The 19,927-nt window shown below is 43.8% G+C and carries 18 protein-coding genes; 8 read left to right on the top strand and 10 right to left on the bottom strand.

What is annotated here, in order from left to right; all coding sequences use genetic code 11:
* The first annotated feature begins 28 nt into the window (after positions 1-28).
* Together AB4407_RS16775 and uspE are read left to right on the top strand one after the other, a co-directional pair.
* Positions 29-775, top strand: coding sequence for an FNR family transcription factor (locus AB4407_RS16775; protein WP_009846714.1), 747 nt, complete (start codon positions 29-31; stop codon positions 773-775).
* Between the two features lie 132 nt (positions 776-907).
* Entirely contained in the window at positions 908-1,858 is a 951-nt protein-coding gene (uspE, locus tag AB4407_RS16770) for a universal stress protein UspE (RefSeq protein WP_017097864.1), read from the top strand.
* A 271-nt stretch (positions 1,859-2,129) separates the two neighbouring features.
* Here uspE and ttcA read toward each other — a convergent pair whose 3' ends face one another.
* The 4 genes from ttcA to AB4407_RS16750 form a co-directional block, all read right to left on the bottom strand.
* Positions 2,130-3,023, bottom strand: a complete 894-nt coding sequence (gene ttcA / locus AB4407_RS16765) for a tRNA 2-thiocytidine(32) synthetase TtcA (protein WP_372121365.1) — start codon at positions 3,021-3,023, stop codon at positions 2,130-2,132.
* Between the two features lie 290 nt (positions 3,024-3,313).
* Positions 3,314-3,964 (bottom strand): DUF2987 domain-containing protein, encoded by a 651-nt coding sequence (locus AB4407_RS16760; protein WP_372121364.1) that lies wholly within the window; start codon positions 3,962-3,964, stop codon positions 3,314-3,316.
* Between the two features lie 122 nt (positions 3,965-4,086).
* Entirely contained in the window at positions 4,087-4,935 is an 849-nt protein-coding gene (locus AB4407_RS16755) for a glucosaminidase domain-containing protein (RefSeq protein ID WP_372121363.1), read from the bottom strand.
* Positions 4,928-5,779 (bottom strand): hypothetical protein, encoded by an 852-nt coding sequence (locus tag AB4407_RS16750; protein WP_372121362.1) that lies wholly within the window; start codon positions 5,777-5,779, stop codon positions 4,928-4,930. The genes AB4407_RS16755 and AB4407_RS16750 overlap by 8 nt, the downstream gene beginning before the upstream one ends.
* A gap of 329 nt (positions 5,780-6,108) precedes the next feature.
* Here AB4407_RS16750 and potA point away from each other — a divergent pair, with 329 nt between their 5' ends.
* The 6 genes from potA (at position 6,109) to AB4407_RS16720 (ending at position 12,251) form a co-directional block, all read left to right on the top strand.
* Positions 6,109-7,224, top strand: a complete 1,116-nt coding sequence (potA, locus tag AB4407_RS16745) for a spermidine/putrescine ABC transporter ATP-binding protein PotA (RefSeq protein WP_372121361.1) — start codon at positions 6,109-6,111, stop codon at positions 7,222-7,224.
* A complete protein-coding gene (gene potB / locus AB4407_RS16740; protein ID WP_372121360.1) occupies positions 7,208-8,065 on the top strand; it encodes a spermidine/putrescine ABC transporter permease PotB in 858 nt (285 codons plus the stop codon). Before potA ends, potB begins: the two co-directional genes overlap by 17 nt.
* Positions 8,065-8,835: a spermidine/putrescine ABC transporter permease PotC gene (gene potC / locus AB4407_RS16735; RefSeq protein ID WP_004733706.1), complete on the top strand. Its 771-nt coding sequence runs from the start codon at positions 8,065-8,067 to the stop codon at positions 8,833-8,835. The genes potB and potC overlap by 1 nt, the downstream gene beginning before the upstream one ends.
* Positions 8,836-8,982: 147 nt before the next feature.
* Positions 8,983-10,017 carry an extracellular solute-binding protein gene (locus tag AB4407_RS16730; protein WP_372121359.1) on the top strand — a complete coding sequence of 345 codons (1,035 nt, stop codon included), beginning with the start codon at positions 8,983-8,985 and terminating at the stop codon, positions 10,015-10,017.
* A gap of 227 nt (positions 10,018-10,244) precedes the next feature.
* The gene (locus AB4407_RS16725) at positions 10,245-11,282 is read left to right on the top strand and encodes an extracellular solute-binding protein (RefSeq protein WP_304569336.1); all 1,038 of its coding nucleotides are present in this window, start codon (positions 10,245-10,247) and stop codon (positions 11,280-11,282) included.
* 102 nt (positions 11,283-11,384) lie between these two features.
* Positions 11,385-12,251: a GGDEF domain-containing protein gene (locus tag AB4407_RS16720; RefSeq protein ID WP_372121358.1), complete on the top strand. Its 867-nt coding sequence runs from the start codon at positions 11,385-11,387 to the stop codon at positions 12,249-12,251.
* Between the two features lie 117 nt (positions 12,252-12,368).
* Here AB4407_RS16720 and cobB read toward each other — a convergent pair whose 3' ends face one another.
* The 6 genes from cobB to AB4407_RS16690 all read right to left on the bottom strand — a co-directional run bounded on the left by cobB (position 12,369) and on the right by AB4407_RS16690 (position 19,923).
* Positions 12,369-13,103: a Sir2 family NAD+-dependent deacetylase gene (cobB, locus tag AB4407_RS16715; RefSeq protein WP_372121357.1), complete on the bottom strand. Its 735-nt coding sequence runs from the start codon at positions 13,101-13,103 to the stop codon at positions 12,369-12,371.
* Positions 13,104-13,362: 259 nt separating this feature from the next.
* Entirely contained in the window at positions 13,363-14,583 is a 1,221-nt protein-coding gene (locus AB4407_RS16710) for an ammonium transporter (RefSeq protein ID WP_372121356.1), read from the bottom strand.
* A 377-nt stretch (positions 14,584-14,960) separates the two neighbouring features.
* Positions 14,961-15,377, bottom strand: a complete 417-nt coding sequence (locus tag AB4407_RS16705) for a hypothetical protein (protein ID WP_102437111.1) — start codon at positions 15,375-15,377, stop codon at positions 14,961-14,963.
* Positions 15,361-16,434 (bottom strand): formate dehydrogenase subunit gamma, encoded by a 1,074-nt coding sequence (locus AB4407_RS16700; RefSeq protein WP_372121355.1) that lies wholly within the window; start codon positions 16,432-16,434, stop codon positions 15,361-15,363. Before AB4407_RS16700 ends, AB4407_RS16705 begins: the two co-directional genes overlap by 17 nt.
* A gap of 13 nt (positions 16,435-16,447) precedes the next feature.
* Positions 16,448-17,056 (bottom strand): formate dehydrogenase FDH3 subunit beta, encoded by a 609-nt coding sequence (gene fdh3B, locus AB4407_RS16695; protein WP_004742271.1) that lies wholly within the window; start codon positions 17,054-17,056, stop codon positions 16,448-16,450.
* A gap of 11 nt (positions 17,057-17,067) precedes the next feature.
* Positions 17,068-19,923, bottom strand: a complete 2,856-nt coding sequence (locus AB4407_RS16690) for a formate dehydrogenase subunit alpha (protein WP_372121354.1) — start codon at positions 19,921-19,923, stop codon at positions 17,068-17,070.
* Positions 19,924-19,927: the final 4 nt, after the last annotated feature.

Genomic DNA, 19,927 nt, shown 5'->3' with positions numbered 1-19,927 from the left:
GACGTATATCAAATAGTGAAAGATTGTTATGATTTCTGAAAAGCCTGTGACGAAACGTGTTCAGTCTGGTGGCTGTGCGATCCATTGCCAGGATTGTAGTATTAGCCAGCTCTGTATTCCGTTTACTTTGAATGAATCTGAACTCGATCAACTTGATCAGATCATTGAGAGAAAAAAGCCTATTCAAAAAGGCCAAGAGTTATTTAAAGCCGGTGACGAGCTTAAATCTCTATACGCTATTCGCTCTGGAACGATCAAGAGCTACACGATTACCGAGCAAGGTGATGAGCAGATTACTGCATTCCATCTAGCGGGCGATCTTGTTGGCTTCGATGCGATTACGGGTGACATGCACCCTAGTTTCGCACAAGCGTTAGAAACTTCTATGGTATGTGAAATCCCATACGAAATTCTAGACGACCTATCAGGCAAAATGCCTAAATTGCGTCAGCAAATTATGCGTCTGATGAGTAATGAGATTAAAGGTGACCAAGAAATGATTCTGCTTCTTTCTAAGAAGAACGCGGAAGAGCGTCTTGCTGCATTCCTTTACAACCTTTCTACTCGTTTCTCTCAACGTGGCTTCAGCCCTCGTGAGTTTCGCCTAACGATGACTCGTGGCGATATTGGTAACTACCTTGGTTTAACTGTTGAAACAATTAGCCGTCTTTTAGGTCGTTTCCAAAAAGCAGACATCTTGAGCGTTAAAGGCAAATATATCACTATCGAAGATCACGATGCGTTGATGGAACTTGCTGGCGTTTCAAAAGAATAGTCTAGATATCAATGATGTAGTTCAATAATGAGCTACATCATGTTTCTCTCTTAAAACCTCTTATATTTCTCTTATTCTCCCCATAACTACGCTACATTATTTATATGTTCGGTCTAAAAAGTAGGCTTAGTTATGAGTATCTATAACAAAATTTTAGTTGTCGCAGACATTAATCACGATGAGCAACCTGCTCTAGTTCGTGCTATCCAACTTGCCAAGAAAAGCACATCAACAAGCCACATCACTTTCTTTTTATCGATCTACGATTTCTCGTATGACATGACATCTATGCTCTCTGTCGATGAAAGAGACGCAATGCGTAAAGGTGTAATTCATCAGCGTGAAATTTGGATGAATAAAGTCGCGGCTCCTTACCTTGATGATTCCATTGAATTTAATGTGCAGGTAGTTTGGCATAACCGCCCGTACGAAGCGATTATTGCAGAGGTTTACAGTGGCGAGCATGACATCCTAATCAAAGGTACGCGTAAGCACGATACCTTAGAATCTGTCATCTTTACTCCTACCGACTGGCACTTATTGAGAAAATGCCCTAGCCCAGTGCTATTGGTTAAAAATGATTTCTGGCCAGAACACGCGAAGATTTACGCTTCAGTTCATGTAGGCTCTGAAACCGAAGCTCACTTAGAGCTCAATGATACGATGGTCGACAGGTTACTTGAAATCACAGGTCGTTTAGATGCTGAGCCGCTATTGGTAAACGCCTACCCGGTGACACCTGCTAATATCACAATCGAGCTGCCAGAGTTTGATCCAACCTCTTATACTGACGCGGTTCGTGGTCATCACTTAACAGCGATGAAAGCTTTGCGCCAGAAACACGGTATGAGTGAAGAGCAAACTGTTGTTGAGCAAGGCTTGCCAGAAGATGTTATTCCTCGTGTCGCGTCTGAAAACAACGCTGCTATGGTGATTCTAGGTACAACCGGCCGTACTGGATTGTCTGCTGTGTTTATTGGTAATACTGCGGAACATGTAATCGATAAGATTAACTGTGACGTACTTGCTCTTAAACCGTCGGGTTACGTAAGTCCACTTGATCCCAATTTGTCTATAGGTTAATCCCCTATAGCTGATTTAAAATCATAAAAAACGCCTCAAGCACTGCTTGAGGCGTTTTTATTTATCTAGATCTTCCACCATTCCAAATACAGAATCGCGAATATCTCGTTATACCAATCACAGTAAGTAAGTGATAATAAATAGCGCAGGAAAAGTGCTTGAGAACAAGGCGAAAATTTTCGATAAGTAGTTATTCTACAATCAAAATTTCTAACGATGTTATCGAGTGTTTTAACCAGCTAGGATGAACAGTTATTTACTACGATTGGTATTATACGTTAGTCACGTCGATGAACATTGACTCATCAATGTTTGAAGATGAGATTTCAGCTTCTTCGAATTCGTATGCTTTGCGGTCTTCACTACGGTCTAGAGGAAGATTCACGAAGTCAAACAGCTCGCGGTCAGCCAATTGGCTTGGGCTTACGTTCTGAATCGACTTAAAGATCTTCTCAACACGACCTGGCGTTTTCTTATCCCAATCAATCAACATTGCTTTAATGTTCTGACGCTGTAGGTTTTCTTGAGAGCCACATAGGTTACAAGGAATGATTGGGAACTCTAAATGCTCAGCGTATTGGATTAGGTCCGTTTCACGACAATAAGTCAGTGGGCGAATCACAACGTTACGACCATCATCAGAACGTAGTTTTGGTGGCATTGCTTTCAGGCGAGCACCGTGGAACATGTTCAGGAACATAGTTTCAACAATATCGTCTAGGTGGTGACCAAGAGCGATCTTAGTTGCCCCTATTTTCTCTGCAAACGAGTACAAAGTACCACGACGAAGACGAGAACATAGACCACACGTTGTTTTACCTTCTGGCACTTTCTCTTTTACTACTGAGTACGTATCTTTATCTACGATGTAGTAAGGAATGTTCAGCGTTTCAAAATACTCTGGCAGAATGTGCTCTGGGAACCCTGGCTGTTTTTGGTCTAGGTTTACTGCCACAACATCAAACTTGATGGGTGCCGCTGCACGTAAACGTAGCAAAATATCTAGCATCGCAAATGAATCTTTACCGCCACTAATACATGCCATTACTACGTCATTCTCTTCGATCATGTTGTAGTCGATGATGGCATTTCCAACATTTCTTCTCAGACGTTTCTGAAGTTTGTTGAATTCAAGTATTTCTTTTCTATTATCGTTTTGGTTCATTGCGACTCTCACACCGTCGTATTACCGACTGTAGATTGCTAGTGGGACTGTTTTAGGGCGTGGATTATACGGACTTTTATTTGATGTTGAAATAGTAACGGCAGGATTAACAAGCTGAGTATTAGAAAGATTCCGCTTCTTTTGGGTGATTAGCTCTCTATACGGTTAGAGAAATGCGTCTTAGCCAGTTATAGGCTTGTGATAGTAGACAAAGAAAAGCAGCCATATCTAAAAGAACAGGCTGCTTAAGAACTACTTTCTCAAAGCTTAGAAAATGCTTCTAGCTAACATTATTGCGCGGGAATGTACGGTAATACGCGAATCGTTGGCTCTGGTAACGTGATGCTGTCACTTCCATTCAACTCTTCCAAAGTGAATTTAGCACGCCCGTCTTTAATTGGTATTTGCTTGCCATTCGAAAGCTCTATATTGCCTTCAAGCTTATTATTGAACTCCAGCGTTAACCCTTGAATGTCTGGTGTGAACCAGCTAGAGAACATGCCGCTGACGTCTTCTAGCATCGCCTGCATCTGTGGTAATAGGCTTTTTAATTGAGTCACCTCTATATTGCCTGCTAAAGGCTCTTGAGTCATAACAACCAAAGAATAAGCACACTCTTGCTCTTGGGTTTGTACAAAGATAAGAGGGTTTGCTGAGCGTAGGTTCTGATCTACTGGTAGAAGCAGCTCATTCACAGCAGACACTTTTAGCTCTTCGTAGTGCTCTTCTTTCTCCATCCAAGCTTTGCTGATGTGGCAGGTTTTCTGTGCTTGTTGGTCAACAAAGAACACCGCAACTTTGACATCATCGTGCCCTTCTTTGGTGTTGTTTTTCAGCTGAGTATAGAGTTTAGAATACGTGAACATGTATTCTTGCGCCGAAGCTGGAAGAGAAACCCCAAAACTTAAAGTGGCTAATAAAGCGAGTGCTGTCTTTTTCATTATTATAATCTTGTCGAAGTTGAGCGTTTATAAATAGAAAGAGCAGCCAATGAGCTGCTCTTTGCGATATTACTTGGTGTCAAACTGACTAGCGAAGTCAACCAAGTGGTGATCCAAATGAGTTACTTTTTCCAGTATACCTTGTTGTGACGGATCATAGCTTGTAAATCAGTCACATAGTCTGAACCTCGCTCAGAATATTTTAACAAGCCATTGGTTAATTCGGTTGCTGTTTCTTTGGTTAACAGGTCAGTGCCTTTCGCTGAAAGTTGCGCACGAATGGCTCTCAAATCGGCATAGGCACGGTTACGATTAAGATTCATGAAGTAACGGTGTACGGATTCTTGGCTTGAAGAGAATGTTGCGACTTCATGCGAGCTACCTTCGTTACGTTGTAGCGGAACAAGGCCACAACCTTTGCTGTAACACCAATGGCCGAAATAGTTATTTGCTTTGGTGGCAAAACGTGACGTTCCCCAAGCTGACTCATTGGCTGCTTGCGTTAGTACCAGCGCCTCTGGCAGTACATTGACGCGGTTCAGCATCTCCGTTAGCCATGCCTGTTCTATACCTGTACTAGGTAACGGTAAGCTGTACAACTTCCCTAACCTTTTCGCATAAGAAGCGTCTTCAGAATCAATACTGCTTAAACCAGAATCAGAGAGCTTAGTTAAAAACGCACGTTCTTTGGTGATTCGTGCGTTTTCAATATTGATACTTGGGCGTAGAAACGAAAAGAAGGTGTTTTTTTTCTCGTTTACATCCTTAATAGCCGCAAAATTTGGTGCGCTTGAAGCAACAGCCAAGTCATCAAGTTGGTCTGCGGAATTGGAGCTCTGTTCTGTCGTGCGTCGGCGTTCTTCTTCTTGGTAAAGGTATGGGCCAATCAGTGAGATAGAGCCCATGATTGCCAGTGCCGTAACTTTGAGCGCAAGAGATTTACTTGCGCTGACTTTGTTGTTATTACGCATCAAACACCTGAGGATTCTTGTTTTTGTTACGATCGTTACTGTTACTGTCGCCGCCATTGCTTCCGTCGTTATTATCGTCATCGCTCATCGGGCGGTCTGATGCAATCACCTTCAGTTTGATGCCAAACATTTCGCGGTAAACAATCCCTTTCACGTGGAAGAAGAATGGAAGAACGAAGATCAAGCCAATGCCGTACATCATCGCCGCGACGATGAACATCAGCATAACGATTAGGTAGATAGACGCGACTACGAAGATCTTCTTATTTACTGCTCTCAGAGAAAGCAGCAGCGATTGCATTGGTGGTACTTTCTTATCACAAATCAGCAGAATTGAATTACTGAACGCGAGTGAGAAGTAGATAGACAGAAATGGCAGAATCATCCCAGCAATACCTTGAAGTATTAAGCTGAATAAAGTGACTAGAATTACGGGTATCGTAAACTGCAAACCTTTGCCAATGTGGCGGACTTTAGTTTGTAGGCCGGCAGCGTGGCTCATTGCCATTAAACAAATACCGGCGTAGATAGGCGCACTGACTACTTCATAGCTGAAGTTAGCAATAAAAATGGATTCAACGATCTGTGGGGTAAAGGCCTCAGGGTCGATAACTGCATCTAAAATAATTGCAGGGTCACCAAGCTGAAGCTTTAATGCGATATAAAAGATAGCCAATTGTACAAACATTAGCGCAACAATCGCAGGTGAAAACGAAAGAAAGTGACTTATCGTATGTTTCCAAGCTTCTTGGAATACAGCCGTTGCTTTGAGCTCATAATCGCCGGAAAGTGCACGGTTGATACTACCGCCCAAATTAAAATCTTTTTCGATGTCGTTGTTCATATTGATACCTAGGTGCGCCAACTAAATGAAGCCACCTAACTTATTGATAAAAAATTACCTTCATTATACCCATATGTCGGATGCAAACTAAAATATGAATCTGTAACAAGGCTTGCTTTTACGTCTTAATGGTTAATAATTAGACACTTGTTGGGATGTAAACCCAACAAATAACAGTATGGTAAAGGATGTTTACTTTTACCTGCGAATTTTTTTGTCTTCGAAAGATAAAAAATGCTTTGAATTCACGTTTTTGGTGATTATGATGCGCGCCTTAGAGGTGTATAGCAACAGGTCTCAAATAGAACCAAGGTGGAGAAAAACAGACGTTGAACGCTAAAAAATCAGTAGGGAAGCCAGTTGTACAGCTAACTGGCATCAGTAAAAGTTTCGATGGTAAGGAAGTCATCGGCAATCTGGATTTAAACGTAAATCATGGTGAGTTTCTCACAATTTTAGGCCCATCAGGTTGTGGTAAAACCACGGTACTAAGAATGATTGCGGGTTTTGAAACGGCGGATAGTGGCGAAATACTATTAGCTGGACAGAACGTAACCCAAGTTCCTGCTGAACAAAGGCATGTTAACACTGTATTCCAAAGCTATGCCCTATTCCCGCATATGACCGTTTTCGACAATGTGGCATTTGGCTTACGCATGCAGAAAGTTCCGAGTTCCGAGATTGAATCTCGTGTAATGGATGCTTTAAAAATGGTGCGCCTGGAACAAATGGCACAACGAAAACCACACCAGCTATCTGGCGGGCAACAGCAACGTATCGCAATCGCTCGTGCCGTCGTTAATAAACCTAAAGTTCTTTTGTTAGATGAATCTCTATCTGCTCTTGATTACAAACTGCGTAAACAGATGCAAATCGAGCTTAAACAATTACAACGCCAACTTGGTATTACGTTCATTTTTGTAACGCATGACCAAGAAGAAGCGCTGTCTATGTCTGACCGCATTATTGTTATGCGTGATGGCGTGATTGAACAAGACGGAACACCAAGAGAGATCTACGAAGAGCCTAAGAACCTATTTGTAGCGCGTTTCATTGGTGAAATTAACGTATTCGAAGCAACAGCGAAATCTCGCCAAGATGAAAAACGCATCGTAGCGACAATCGAAGGTGAAGAGTCCATTATCTATCACGATAAAGACGTATCACCGGGTCAAAAACTGCAAGTATTGCTTCGCCCTGAAGATCTTCGTATCGAAGAAATTAAAGAGTCTGAGCAACGCGGTATTGTGGGTCATATTGTCGAGCGAACCTATAAAGGCATGACATTAGATTCAGTCGTAGAACTTGAATCTGGTATGCGTGTAATGGTTAGCGAGTTCTTCAACGAAGATGATCCGGATGTTGATCACTCACTGGGCCAAAAAGTTGCAGTAACTTGGGTTGAGAGCTGGGAAGTGGTATTAGAAGATGAGCAAGAAGTTTAATTTACAAAACGCAATTGTTGCCTTAATCACGGGTTGGTTAGTGCTGTTCGTGATGATTCCAAACATCATGATCATCGGTACCAGTTTTTTAACTCGTGATGAAGCGAACTTAATCGAGATGACCTTCACGCTCGATAACTACTTGCGTTTGGCTGACCCGCTGTATTTTAAAGTGTTAATGCACTCTTTCTATATGGCAATTATCGCAACCCTACTTTGTTTAATTATTGGTTACCCGTTTGCTTACATAGTGGCAAAAATGCCAACGAAGTGGCGTCCAATCATGCTGTTCTTAGTGATTGTGCCATTCTGGACTAACTCTTTGATTCGTACTTATGGATTGAAGATTGTACTAGGTACGCAGGGTGTCTTGAACAAAAGCTTTTTAGCGCTAGATATCATTGATAAACCGCTACGTATCATGTACTCAGAAACCGCAGTAATGATCGGTTTAGTGTACATCCTACTTCCGTTTATGATTCTGCCGCTGTATTCAGCGATTGAAAAACTGGATGATACGTATTTAGAAGCGGCTAAAGATTTAGGTGCGAACAAACTGCAAACGCTATTGAAAGTCGTACTACCGTTGACTATGCCAGGGATTATTGGCGGCTGTCTGTTAGTGTTACTGCCAGCGTTAGGCATGTTCTACATCTCTGACCTACTAGGTGGAGCTAAGAACCTATTGATTGGTAACGTGATTAAGAGCCAAGTGCTCAACGCTCGAGATTGGCCATTTGGTGCTGCAACGAGTATTGCACTGACCATGGCAATGGCTGTGATGCTGTATGCCTACTACCGAGCAGGTAAGCTCTTGAACAAGAAAGTGGAGCTAGACTAATGGGTCGCACAGTTAAGTTCAGCTTTATGGCGCTGGTATACGCCTTTCTATACCTGCCTATTATCGTATTGATTGCTAACTCATTTAATGCCAATAAGTTTGGTATGAAATGGGGTGGCTTCACCACGAAATGGTATGACGCGCTTATTAACAACGACAGCCTAATGCAGGCTGCGTGGCACTCGATCAACGTAGCCGTGTTCTCAGCAACAGCCGCAACGATTGTCGGGAGCCTCACAGCAGTAGCGCTATTCCGTTACCAATTTAAAGGTAAAGGCATCGTAAATGGCATGCTGTTCATCGTAATGATGTCACCAGATATCGTAATGGCGATTTCGCTTCTTGCGCTATTCTTGGTAATGGGTGTTCAACTTGGGTTCTTTACCCTACTTGCTGCTCACATTACCTTCTGTCTACCGTTCGTTGTGGTAACGGTTTACAGTCGCTTGAATGGCTTTGATGTGAAGATGTTAGAAGCAGCAAAAGACTTAGGTGCGAGCGAATGGACGATCCTAAAACAGATCATCTTACCACTTGCTAAGCCAGCGGTTGCTGCGGGTTGGTTATTGAGCTTCACTCTGTCTCTGGACGATGTGATCATCAGTTCTTTCGTAACCGGTCCAACGTATGAAATCTTACCACTGAAGATTTACTCAATGGTTAAAGTGGGTATCTCTCCTGAGGTAAACGCTCTAGCAACAGTGATGTTAGTGGTGTCGTTAATACTGGTGATCATTTCTCAGTTATTAGCGAGAGAAAAAATCAAGTAAGTCTACTACTCTATACAGAGACAGGCTTGGTAAGAAGTTAAGAAACTTCAAGTTCAAAAAAGTGTTAATCATAAACAGAATGGTCAATTGCCATTCTGTTTTTCTATCTACTGCCTTCGGGCAACGTTTAGTTTGGAGCTAACGTCAATGAAAAAATGGGCTACTCTATTAGCTGGTAGTGCATGTGCGCTTTCAATGTTATCTGCACCATCATTTGCAAAAGATAACAAAGAATTGGTATTCATGAACTGGGGACCTTACATCAACAGTGAGATTCTAGAACAGTTCACTGATGAAACAGGTATCAAGGTTATCTACTCGACTTACGAGTCGAACGAAACCTTGTACGCAAAGCTAAAAACACACAACAAAGGCTACGATCTCGTTGTGCCGTCGACTTACTTCGTTTCTAAGATGCGTGACGAAGGTATGCTACAAAAGATCGACAAAACTAAGCTGAACAACTTCAAGAATCTAGATACTAACTACCTAGATAAGCCGTACGACCCGAATAACGACTATTCTATTCCACACGTAGTTGCGATTACAGGTCTTGCTGTTAACACTGATATGTACGATCCGGAAGATTTCCAAAGCTGGGCTGATCTATGGAAGCCGGAGCTTGAAGGTCAACTGATGATGATGGACGACACGCGTGAAGTGTTCCATATCGCACTACGTAAGTTAGGTTACTCTGGTAACACAACAAACGAAAAAGAGATCGACGAAGCTTACGCTGAGTTACAAAAGCTAATGTCGAACGTTCTAGTATTTAACTCTGACAACCCAGGCGCGCCATATATGTCTGGTGAAGTGGGTCTTGGTATGCTGTGGAACGGTTCAGCTGCTGCAGCGCAAAACGAAGGTCTACCAATCAAACTGGTTTTCCCAAAAGAAGGCGGTATCGGTTGGGTTGATAACTTTGCTATAAGTTCTGGCGCGGTAAACGTAGAAGCGGCTCATAAGATGATCGACTTCCTACTTCGCCCAGAAATCGCAGAGCAAATCTCTGGTGACACAGGCTACCTAACGGCAGTTAAAGCGTCTAACGAGAAGTTTAAAGACAGCCCTGCTCTGTTCCCATCTCAAGAAGACCTTGATCGTGTGGAATGGCAAGCTGCGGTTGGCGATAAGACAGTGAAGTACGAAGATTACTTCATGAAGCTGAAAGCCGGTCAGTAAGCGAGTTTGTTATCTAATTACTCCGGTTAACAGAGGTTAATAAGTAACAGGCTTACTTATTAAGCCTAGTTAGGTAATCAGCAAGTTAAAAATAAGAATATCAATCAATAGGCAGCTTCGGCTGCCTATTTTGTTATATCACTGCTATAATTCATCGCGATTTTTAGAAATCCATTTACTTTGGGTTAAATACCCAGATCCAAATCAAACAAATGAACGGAACAGTAATGAAAAAAACACTGTATACCGGCGCATTGTGTGCTGCTACTTTACTTTCTACATCCTCTTTCGCAGCTGACCAAGAACTGTATTTTTACAACTGGTCTGAATATATTCCAAATGAAGTATTAGAAGACTTCACCGAAGAGACTGGCATTAAAGTTTATTACTCAACTTATGAGTCTAACGAAAGCATGTACGCTAAGTTAAAAACTCAAGGTACGGGTTACGACTTGGTCGTTCCTTCTACTTACTTCGTGTCTAAGATGCGTAAAGAAGGCATGCTTCAAGAGCTTGATAAAACTAAGCTAAGCCACTTTGCAGATTTGGATCCAAATTACTTAGATAAGCCATTTGACCCAAACAACAACTACTCGATCCCATACATCTGGGGCGCAACGGGTATTGGTATCAACTCAGATATGCTAGACAAGTCTTCAGTTAAAAACTGGGGCGATCTGTGGGATACACAGTGGGAAGGTCAGTTAATGATGATGGATGACTCTCGTGAGGTTTTCCATATCGCACTGTCTAAACTGGGTTACTCTCCAAACACGACTAACCCTGAAGAAATCAAAGAAGCGTACGAAGAACTTCGCAAGCTGATGCCAAACGTATTGGTATTTAACTCAGATTTCCCTGCTAACCCTTACCTAGCAGGTGAAGTGTCTCTTGGTATGCTTTGGAATGGCTCTGCTTACATGGCACGCCAAGAAGGCGCAACGATTGACATCATCTGGCCAGAGAAAGGCGCTATCTTCTGGATGGACAGCCTAGCGATTCCAGCAGGTGCTAAGAACACTGAAGCGGCACATAAGATGATCGACTTCCTTCTTCGTCCAGAGAACGCTGCGAAAATTGCTCTAGAGATCGGTTACCCAACACCAGTTAAAACAGCTTACCCTCTTCTTCCGAAAGAGTTTTCTGAAGATAAGAATGTTTTCCCACCACAATCAGTGATGGATAATGGTGTTTGGCAAGACGAAGTTGGCGAAGCGAGCGTTATTTATGACGAGTACTTTCAAAAACTTAAAGTAGACAACTAATTTGTTAGCAAAAGTTTAATTGTTGCTAGTAAGTTAAATAAAGCGGCGTAAGCCGCTTTATTTTTATTCAAAATTTATATAGGATTAAACAAACAATACGAAGTGCGATTACATATGCAAGCAAACCCTATCCTGTTAGTTGTGACTTTTATGCTGTTAGCGTCACTGTTGATGCTTGGCTTGAGTTCATTTATTCATATTGATTCAAACTATGATTTGTTTTTCGAAACAAATACCCTCGTGATCACTATGTACATCTATTATGTTGCGCGTCATTCAATTCGCCCCCACAAAGTTCTTCGCTACGGCGCTCTATTACTCATTTTTAACCTGTTTTATGATGTATCAACCGAGCTTAAACATCTTGATGAGTGGGCTGACCAAAATGAATTAATAGATACCTTCTTAGAAGACGGGTTGTTACAAATAGCATTTTTATTGATTGCTTTCGGCATTACAGAATTAACTGGCAAAATCAAAGACCAAGGTAAACGGGACGAGCTTACTGGTTTGTATAATCGCAAGAAGTTTGACGCGATCAAACTTGCAGAATTTGAGCTCATTTACTTCGACTTAGATGGACTAAAAGAGGCAAACGACCTTAAAGGCCACAAAGTTGGAGATTTAATGATTGTTCGCTTCTCTCAGGCTCTTAGGCAAACAGCTTTGGAAGATGAAATGGTGTTTAGAGTGGGTGGTGATGAGTTTGTTGCAACGGCTCAACTCGGTCGTGGTGGCGAGTTTGTAAACCAAGTAACCAACCTACTGCATGGAGAGAACATCAGTTTTTCTTACGGTATTGAAGTGACCAGCCGAGATAATTTTAAACAGGCATTGGTTGAATCCGATAAGGCGATGTACGAAATGAAAAAAGCTCAACGACCTGTTCAAAACTCTTGGTGCACGTCTTGTCCTAATCTAGAGACAAATTGCCTGAATATAGAGACAACAAGGCAAACCGATGACTAGAGCCTCATCTGAATAAATGTCAGTTTGCCATTGATAAATGACAAATATAGATGTTGGCTGACATCGATTTCTAAAATTCCAAGCTTAAGCGGGTCAATCAACTTATTGGCACAAGAGTTAGGCCGTTAGAGACCCCTTCTCTGACAATAATAGCTCACCGACTAGCTTAGGTACTTCGATACTCGCCTTGCCGTAACGCTTCTCTTCAAACTCACTTTCAACTGCGCTAGGTTCGAGGTTTATCTCGATAGTGTGTGCACCGTGCATTTTTGCATCATGAACAAAGCCTGCAGCTGGATAAACAACACCTGAAGTTCCGATAGAGATAAAGAGATCGGCTTCTTCGAGTGCTGAATAGATGTCACCCATTCTCAGTGGCATTTCACCAAACCAGACAATGTGTGGACGCATTTGCGCGGGAATCTGACAACAGTGACAAAGCTCACCTGTCTCGATGTTGTCTTTATGCTCGATAACCTGATTGGATTCGCTGCATCGCGCTTTTAATAGTTCGCCATGCATGTGGATGATATTGCGGCTACCACCGCGCTCATGCAGATTGTCGATGTTTTGAGTAATGATGGTTACTTTGCCATCAAGTTTATCTTCAAGCTCACCTAGCGCCTTGTGGGCTGAATTTGGTTGAATGCTCTCACTTTGTAAACCGTGGCGACGCTTGTTATAGAAGGCTTGAACCAAGTCGGGATCTTTTGCAAACCCTTCAGGGGTCGCGACATCTTCGATTTTATGGTTTTCCCATAATCCGTCTTGTGCTCGGAATGTTTGAATCCCCGACTCCGCGGAAATGCCGGCGCCAGTAAGAATTACGATATTTCGATATGGGAAATGCATATAACGTCCTTTTCAATATGTCACTTTGTAACAGCTTAGCACTGTTCAAATTCCAACAATAGTTTTAGGGATTAGACCATAGTCTTAGGCAACTGAATTCATTGGCTATTTGTGACATAACTCGCTTGATAGTTGTGACCGTTCTTATTCAAACTCTCGGTTTTACTTTTCATAGAAACAAAAAAAGCGACCGAAGCCGCTTAGTTTTGTATAACTGTTATGTACTTGATGAGCTTAAAACTCATCGCAGCAACTAGAGTTAGTCTTCGTTGATAGACGAGATCTTATGGATTGAAAGATCCGCACCGTTGAACTCATCTTCTTCACTTAAACGTAGGCCAGTTAGCTTGCTCAGCACGCCGTAAACAATCAAAGCACCAATCAGAGCAACAGCAATACCCGCCAGTGTACCAACCACTTGAGAAGCAAAGCTCACACCGCCTAAGCCCCAGAATGTTTGCGAACCGAAAATACCCGCTGCAATGCCACCCCAAGCGCCGCATACACCGTGCAGAGGCCACACACCTAGCACATCATCTATCTGTGTTTTGTTTTGCATGTACGTGAATAAGTAAACAAACAATGCGCCCGCCACGCCGCCAGTCACCAAAGCGCCTAATGGGTGCATTAAGTCTGAACCTGCACAAATCGCTACTAAGCCAGCCAAAGGACCGTTATGGATGAAGCCTGGGTCATTTTTGCCTGCGACTAAAGCCGCTAGAATGCCGCCGACCATCGCCATTAATGAGTTCATTGCAACCAAGCCACTGATGCCGTTGATTGCTTGAGCAGACATCACGTTAAAGCCAAACCAACCCACACATAAGATCCAAGAACCCAATGCTAAGAAAGGAATGTTTGATGGTGCGAAGTTGGTGTGTTTGCCTGCGCGGATACGGCCTTTACGCATGCCAAGAAAGTATACTGCAACCAATGCAATCCAGCCGCCAACACCATGAACCACAACAGACCCTGCAAAGTCATGGAAGCCATAACCGAATTGCACCTCAAGCCAATCTTGGAAGCCAAAATTACCGTTCCAGATGATGCCTTCAAAAAACGGGTAGATGAATCCAACGGTAAACAGTGTCGCAATCAATATTGGGTAGAAACGTGCACGTTCTGCAATACCACCGGATACAATCGCAGGGATTGCTGCGGCAAAGGTCATTAGGAAGAAAAACTTAACTAGCTCGTATCCATTCCCCTGCGATAGCGTTTCTGCGTCGGCAAAAAAGTGCGCGCCGTAAGCGACCCAATAACCGATAAAGAAATAAGCGATGGCGGAGACACCAAAGTCGGAAAGGATTTTAACCAGCGCGTTTACTTGGTTTTTCTTTCGCACGGTACCGACTTCGAGAAAAGCAAAGCCTGCATGCATCAAGAAGACCATGATTGCGCCAAGTAGTAGGAATAAAGTATCTGAACTTTGGGTAAGGGTTTGTACTGCACTATGAACTTGAGTCACCGTTTCACTCATTAAAGCATTCTCCTTCGCTTTATCTGATTTGCACTGATATCGTGCGATTCAATGTTGTAATTAATTAAAGACTCAACAGTGAACGCAAGATGTGTTCCAAGTGTGACGGGTGATTTTCGTGCAACAGCTCTTGGTTTTAAGTCGTTGATTAATTACACCTAAATATTTGTGCGCACTTTTATGGTTCTTGAGAATCGAAAGAATCACACCGACAATTGCACCAAATAAGGGAGTTGCACCATATTGAAGCGGTCAATGAGTAGATTCTGATGCAGGGAGCGGCCGACAACTATTTACAGTTCCGGAGGCTTAAAAACAAAAAGCCCAGTGAAATGAATCACTGGGCTTTCTTTAGATATGTCGTTAACGTGTTAGCGTTACAGGTTTGGTCCTGTCGACGGGTTTTGCGGTAGGTTTTGACTTAAACGCTGCATGCCCTGATACATGCGGATAAACCAAACCACAATCGCAACACCACCAAACAACATGCCTACGTATGGGATGTAGTAAGCGATATCATCGATAATATGGTTTTGATACCAGTAATCGTTCACACCGATTAACACGCCATTAGAGGTCGCTACCGTTACGATAAGCACGACAAAGAACGTTAAGTTCAAGAAGAACGAGCGAATCAAGCCATAGTAATGCGTATCCACTACTTCACCGTCTTCACCTTTATCTAAACGATAACCCGCGTAGACAATCGCAATCACGCCAGAGATCAGACAAGTAAATGGTGTGAAGCAGCTTAGGATGTAAGCAACCCAAATACCTTTATGAGGTTTGTTCATTCTTATTCACCCCTTCCGTTTTCTCTGTTGCTGCGTTTGCGCTTTGTTCAACGCCGTTTTTCTCTTGTTCCATCACTTCTTTGTACCAAAGGTCATGGTGCTCTTTAGCCCAAGTCTCATCAACTTCACCGGTTACCATGCCTTCTAGTGCGCCTTCCATACCGAACAAGCCGATGTAGATGTGGAACACGAAACCACAGATAAGGATCAGAGCAGCCAGCATGTGGACTAGGTTTGAAAGCTCCATATCTCGACGCGTTTGACCGAAAATTGGGAAGTCTAAAACCAAGCCACTGATCGCAGCCACACTACCCATAACAATCAATAGCCAGAACAGTGCTTTTTCACCCGCGTTCGAGAACTCTGCAGATGGGTGAGAACCTTTATGTTTCCCTACCATGCCACCCAGTTTCATGAACCACTGGATATCGACCATCTTGAAGATCGACTTGCGCCACCACTTGATAAGAACAGCCATCAACAGCACATAGAAAATCGGGCCGATGTAGTTATGGTACTGCTTAGCCAGTAGAACGATAAAGCCCCATAGATCCGTTGGGACATAAGGTTTCAAGAAGTGTTTACCGTAAACCAACATCAAACCACTGAACGCCAGTGTTAAGAAGGTAAACGCCATGCTCCAGTGCAATGCACGATCAAGTCGAGACCAACGTTTGATCTTACGACCTGTTCTTGGTGCACTTAACATCAATGGGCCAATCACAACATACATAAGGGTCACGAAAGCAATACTGCCAAAGATAGCGACCGCACCGGCTGGTGACATCCACTTCTCTTTCAATATGTACCACGTTTGACCAGGAGTACTGATTAACACACCGTGCTCTGCCGATTGAGATGTGGTGTAACCTTCCTCACCATTTCTTACTTGTCGCCAAAAATCGGCACCAGCAAGTTGTGTGATTTCTCGTTGAGCAGAGCTCGATTGAGTTTGTGATGAGTTCGTCTCAGATGCATGACTCATAGGAGAAAGCATTGTTAGTGCTGCCAACATAGGCAGCACAACAAGGAAGAGACGCTTAAACATTGTAAGCATATGTCTCTCCTACTTAGCTCTTAGTCGCATCGTAAGAAAGGTCGTTGCCGTCTGTCCAACCTGCACCTTTCGCACCACGTTCAACTACACGCTGACGGAAAACATCAGAAACTTTCTCTGCGTCACCCGCTAGCAGTGCTTTGGTTGAACAAAGCGAAGCACACATTGGCAGTTTGCCTTCTGCAATACGGTTCGCACCGTACTTTTGACGCTCTTCAACAGAACCTGGCTCTGTTTCTGGACCGCCAGCACAGAAGGTACATTTGTCCATCTTACCGCGCTCACCAAACGCTTCCTGTTTAGGGAATTGAGGTGCGCCAAATGGACAGGCAAACAAGCAGTAACCACAGCCGATACACAGATCTTTATTGTGAAGTACGATGCCGTCTTCTGTGTGTTCAAAGCAGTCTGCAGGACAAACAGCCATACATGGCGCATCTGTACAATGCATACATGCAACTGAGATAGAGTTTTCACCCGGTTCGCCATCGTTCAATGTCACAACGCGACGACGTTGAATACCCCATTCCAGAGCATCATCATTTTCATTCTTACATGCAGTGACACAACCGTTACATTCGATACAACGCTTGGTGTCACAAAGAAATTTCATTCTAGCCATTTTAAGACTCCTTACGCTTTACGAATATTACAAAGGGTTACTTTCGTTTCCTGCATCAAAGTGACAGGGTCGTAACCATAAGTGGTTGCTGTATTGGCAGCTTCGCCAATAACGTAGGGATCAGAGCCTTCTGGGTATTTAGAACGTAAATCTTCGCCTTGGAACTTGCCACCGAAGTGGAATGGAATGAACGCCAGCCCCGGTTTCACACGACGCGTGACCATCGCTTTCACCTTAATACGTCCCTTCTCTGCACCCTCAACCCAAACATCATCGCCATCTTTAAAGCCAATGTCGTTTGCATCTTTCGGGTTTACTTCAACAAACATCTCTTGTTGAAGCTCGGCTAGCCATGGGTTTGAACGTGTCTCTTCACCACCACCTTCGTACTCAACCAGACGACCAGAAGTAAGAACGATCGGATATTCACCAGACTTATCTTGCTCTTGAATCGACTTGTACAACGTAGGAACACGGAAGATTGCTTCTTTGTCATCCCATGTTGGGTAATCAGCAACTAGGTCACGACGTGGCGTGTAAAGTGGCTCACGGTGCAGTGGTACGCGGTCTGGGAAAGTCCAAACAATCGCACGCGCTTTTGCATTACCAAACGGGATACAACCGTGCTTGATAGCCACGCGTTGAATACCACCTGAAACATCAGTCTTCCAGTTCTTACCTTCCGCTGAAGCTTTCTCTTCTGCTGTTAGGTCATCCCACCAACCCAGTTGCTTCAGTAGTTTGTCACTGAACTCAGGGTAGCCATCTTTGATTTCGCTGCCTTTTGAGTAGCTGTCTTCAGCCAGTAGGCTTTGGCCTTCAAACTCAACACCGAAACGAGTACGGAAGTTACCGCCGCCCTCTGCAACAGGCTTAGACGTATCGTAAAGGATATGTGTGCCTGGGTGTTTCATCTCTGGGTTACCCCAACATGGCCAAGGAAGACCGTAAGTCTCACCGTTAGCTGGGCCGCCTTCTGCAGCAAGCGTTGTTTTGTGGAACGTGTGCCAGTTTTGTTGGTGCTCTTTCAAACGTTCTGGGCTTTGACCTGTATAGCCGATCGTCCACATACCTTTGTTGAATTCACGAGTGATGTCTTCAATCAATGGTTGGTTGTTCTCAACACGGATGTTTTTGAACAGTTGATCAGAGAAACCAAGCTTCTTAGAAAGAAGGTACATGATTTCGTGATCAGGCTTAGATTCGAACAGAGGATCAACAACCTTGTCGCGCCACTGTAGAGAACGGTTTGATGCCGTTACACTGCCGTAGGTTTCAAATTGAGTGGTTGCTGGAAGCAGGTAAACGCCGTCAGTACGATCGTTCATTACCGCTGCAACCGTTGGGTATGGGTCAACGATAACCATCATATCCAGCTTCTGCATCGCCTTCTTCATCTCTGGCCCACGAGTCTGAGAGTTCACCGCGTGACCCCAGTAGAACATAGCACGGATGTTTTCGCGTTGACGGATTTTGTCTTTGTCTTCAAGTACGCCATCAACCCAACGAGACACAGGAATACCTGCACTGTTCATTGGTTTTTGACCGCCGTAAGCGTTGTCGTCGAAACGGCCTTTGATCCAATCAAAGTCGATATCCCAAACTTTCGACCAGTGGCGCCATGAGCCTTCAGACAAGCCGTAGTAGCCTGGAAGTGTGTCAGACAATACGCCAAGGTCAGTTGCGCCTTGTACGTTATCGTGACCACGGAAGATGTTTGCACCGCCGCCTGATTTACCGATGTTACCTAGCGCAAGCTCAAGTACACAGTAAGCACGTGTGTTGTTGTTACCTGTCGTGTGCTGAGTACCACCCATACACCAAACGATACAACCTGGACGGTTTTCAGAAAGCAGTTTCGCTGTGTGGTATACGTCTTCTTCACTTACGCCTGTTACACGCTCAACTTCAGCTGGGCTCCACTTCGCGACTTCTTCACGGATCTCGTCCATGCCGAATACACGTTGGCGTATAAACTCTTGGTCTTCCCATTTGTTAGCAAAGACATGCCATAGCACACCCCAGATAAACGCAACGTCTGACCCCGGGCGTAGAGAAACATAGTGATCAGATTTCGCAGCAGTACGTGTACGACGAGGATCTGCCACAACGATCTTACAGTTGTTCTTCTCTTTCGCGATTAGGATGTGCTGCATTGCTACAGGGTGAGCTTCTGCAGGGTTTGAACCAATGAACAGCATTGATTTACAGTTGTGCATGTCATTGAACGAGTTTGTCATTGCACCGTAACCCCAAGTGTTCGCAACACCGGCTACTGTGGTTGAGTGACAAATACGCGCTTGGTGGTCGACGTTGTTCGTGCCCCAAAGCGACGCCATCTTACGGAATGCATAAGCTTGCTCGTTACTGTGTTTTGCACTACCTAGGAAGTAAACCGAATCAGGGCCAGACTCTTTACGAAGTTCTAGCGCCTTGTTACCGATCTCTTCAATCGCTTGTTCCCAAGAAAGCTTTTTCCACTTACCGCCTTCCAATTTCATTGGGTACTTAAGACGACGTTCACCGTGGCCGTGCTCACGCAGTGCTGCACCTTTCGCACAGTGTCCACCAGCGTTAAATGGGTGATCGAAAGCAGGCTCTTGACCTGTCCAAACACCGTTTTGAACTTCAGCGTAGATACCACAACCCACAGAACAGTGAGAACAGATAGTACGTTTCACTTCTGTTTTCGCTTCTGGATCGACTGATTTAGCTTGTGCTTTCTTCATCATGCCCGGAGCGAATAGACTTGCGCCTACAACCGCGCCACCAGCAGCAAGTGAAGTGTTTTTCATGAAGGCGCGACGAGACACACCTAGTTGATTGGTTTCTTTGCTCACACTATCGGAGCGTTTGACAAGTTTCATCCGT

The organism is Vibrio sp. 10N.261.46.E11 (assembly GCF_041472735.1).
GTDB lineage: Bacteria > Pseudomonadota > Gammaproteobacteria > Enterobacterales > Vibrionaceae > Vibrio.
The sequence above is the reverse complement of the archived record's forward strand: the minus strand, read 5'-3'. Positions and strand labels throughout refer to the sequence as shown.

Bases quoted from the DNA above. Each gene is read 5' to 3' on its own strand.
- AB4407_RS16775 (WP_009846714.1), top strand. From the start codon at position 29: ATGATTTCTGAAAAGCCTGTGACGAAACGTGTTCAGTCTGGTGGCTGT.
- uspE (WP_017097864.1), top strand. From the start codon at position 908: ATGAGTATCTATAACAAAATTTTAGTTGTCGCAGACATTAATCACGAT.
- ttcA (WP_372121365.1), bottom strand. From the start codon at position 3,023: ATGAACCAAAACGATAATAGAAAAGAAATACTTGAATTCAACAAACTT.
- AB4407_RS16760 (WP_372121364.1), bottom strand. From the start codon at position 3,964: ATGAAAAAGACAGCACTCGCTTTATTAGCCACTTTAAGTTTTGGGGTT.
- AB4407_RS16755 (WP_372121363.1), bottom strand. From the start codon at position 4,935: ATGCGTAATAACAACAAAGTCAGCGCAAGTAAATCTCTTGCGCTCAAA.
- AB4407_RS16750 (WP_372121362.1), bottom strand. From the start codon at position 5,779: ATGAACAACGACATCGAAAAAGATTTTAATTTGGGCGGTAGTATCAAC.
- potB (WP_372121360.1), top strand. From the start codon at position 7,208: ATGAGCAAGAAGTTTAATTTACAAAACGCAATTGTTGCCTTAATCACG.
- potC (WP_004733706.1), top strand. From the start codon at position 8,065: ATGGGTCGCACAGTTAAGTTCAGCTTTATGGCGCTGGTATACGCCTTT.
- AB4407_RS16730 (WP_372121359.1), top strand. From the start codon at position 8,983: ATGAAAAAATGGGCTACTCTATTAGCTGGTAGTGCATGTGCGCTTTCA.
- AB4407_RS16725 (WP_304569336.1), top strand. From the start codon at position 10,245: ATGAAAAAAACACTGTATACCGGCGCATTGTGTGCTGCTACTTTACTT.
- cobB (WP_372121357.1), bottom strand. From the start codon at position 13,103: ATGCATTTCCCATATCGAAATATCGTAATTCTTACTGGCGCCGGCATT.
- AB4407_RS16710 (WP_372121356.1), bottom strand. From the start codon at position 14,583: ATGAGTGAAACGGTGACTCAAGTTCATAGTGCAGTACAAACCCTTACC.
- AB4407_RS16705 (WP_102437111.1), bottom strand. From the start codon at position 15,377: ATGAACAAACCTCATAAAGGTATTTGGGTTGCTTACATCCTAAGCTGC.
- AB4407_RS16700 (WP_372121355.1), bottom strand. From the start codon at position 16,434: ATGCTTACAATGTTTAAGCGTCTCTTCCTTGTTGTGCTGCCTATGTTG.
- fdh3B (WP_004742271.1), bottom strand. From the start codon at position 17,056: ATGGCTAGAATGAAATTTCTTTGTGACACCAAGCGTTGTATCGAATGT.
- AB4407_RS16690 (WP_372121354.1), bottom strand. From the start codon at position 19,923: ATGAAACTTGTCAAACGCTCCGATAGTGTGAGCAAAGAAACCAATCAA.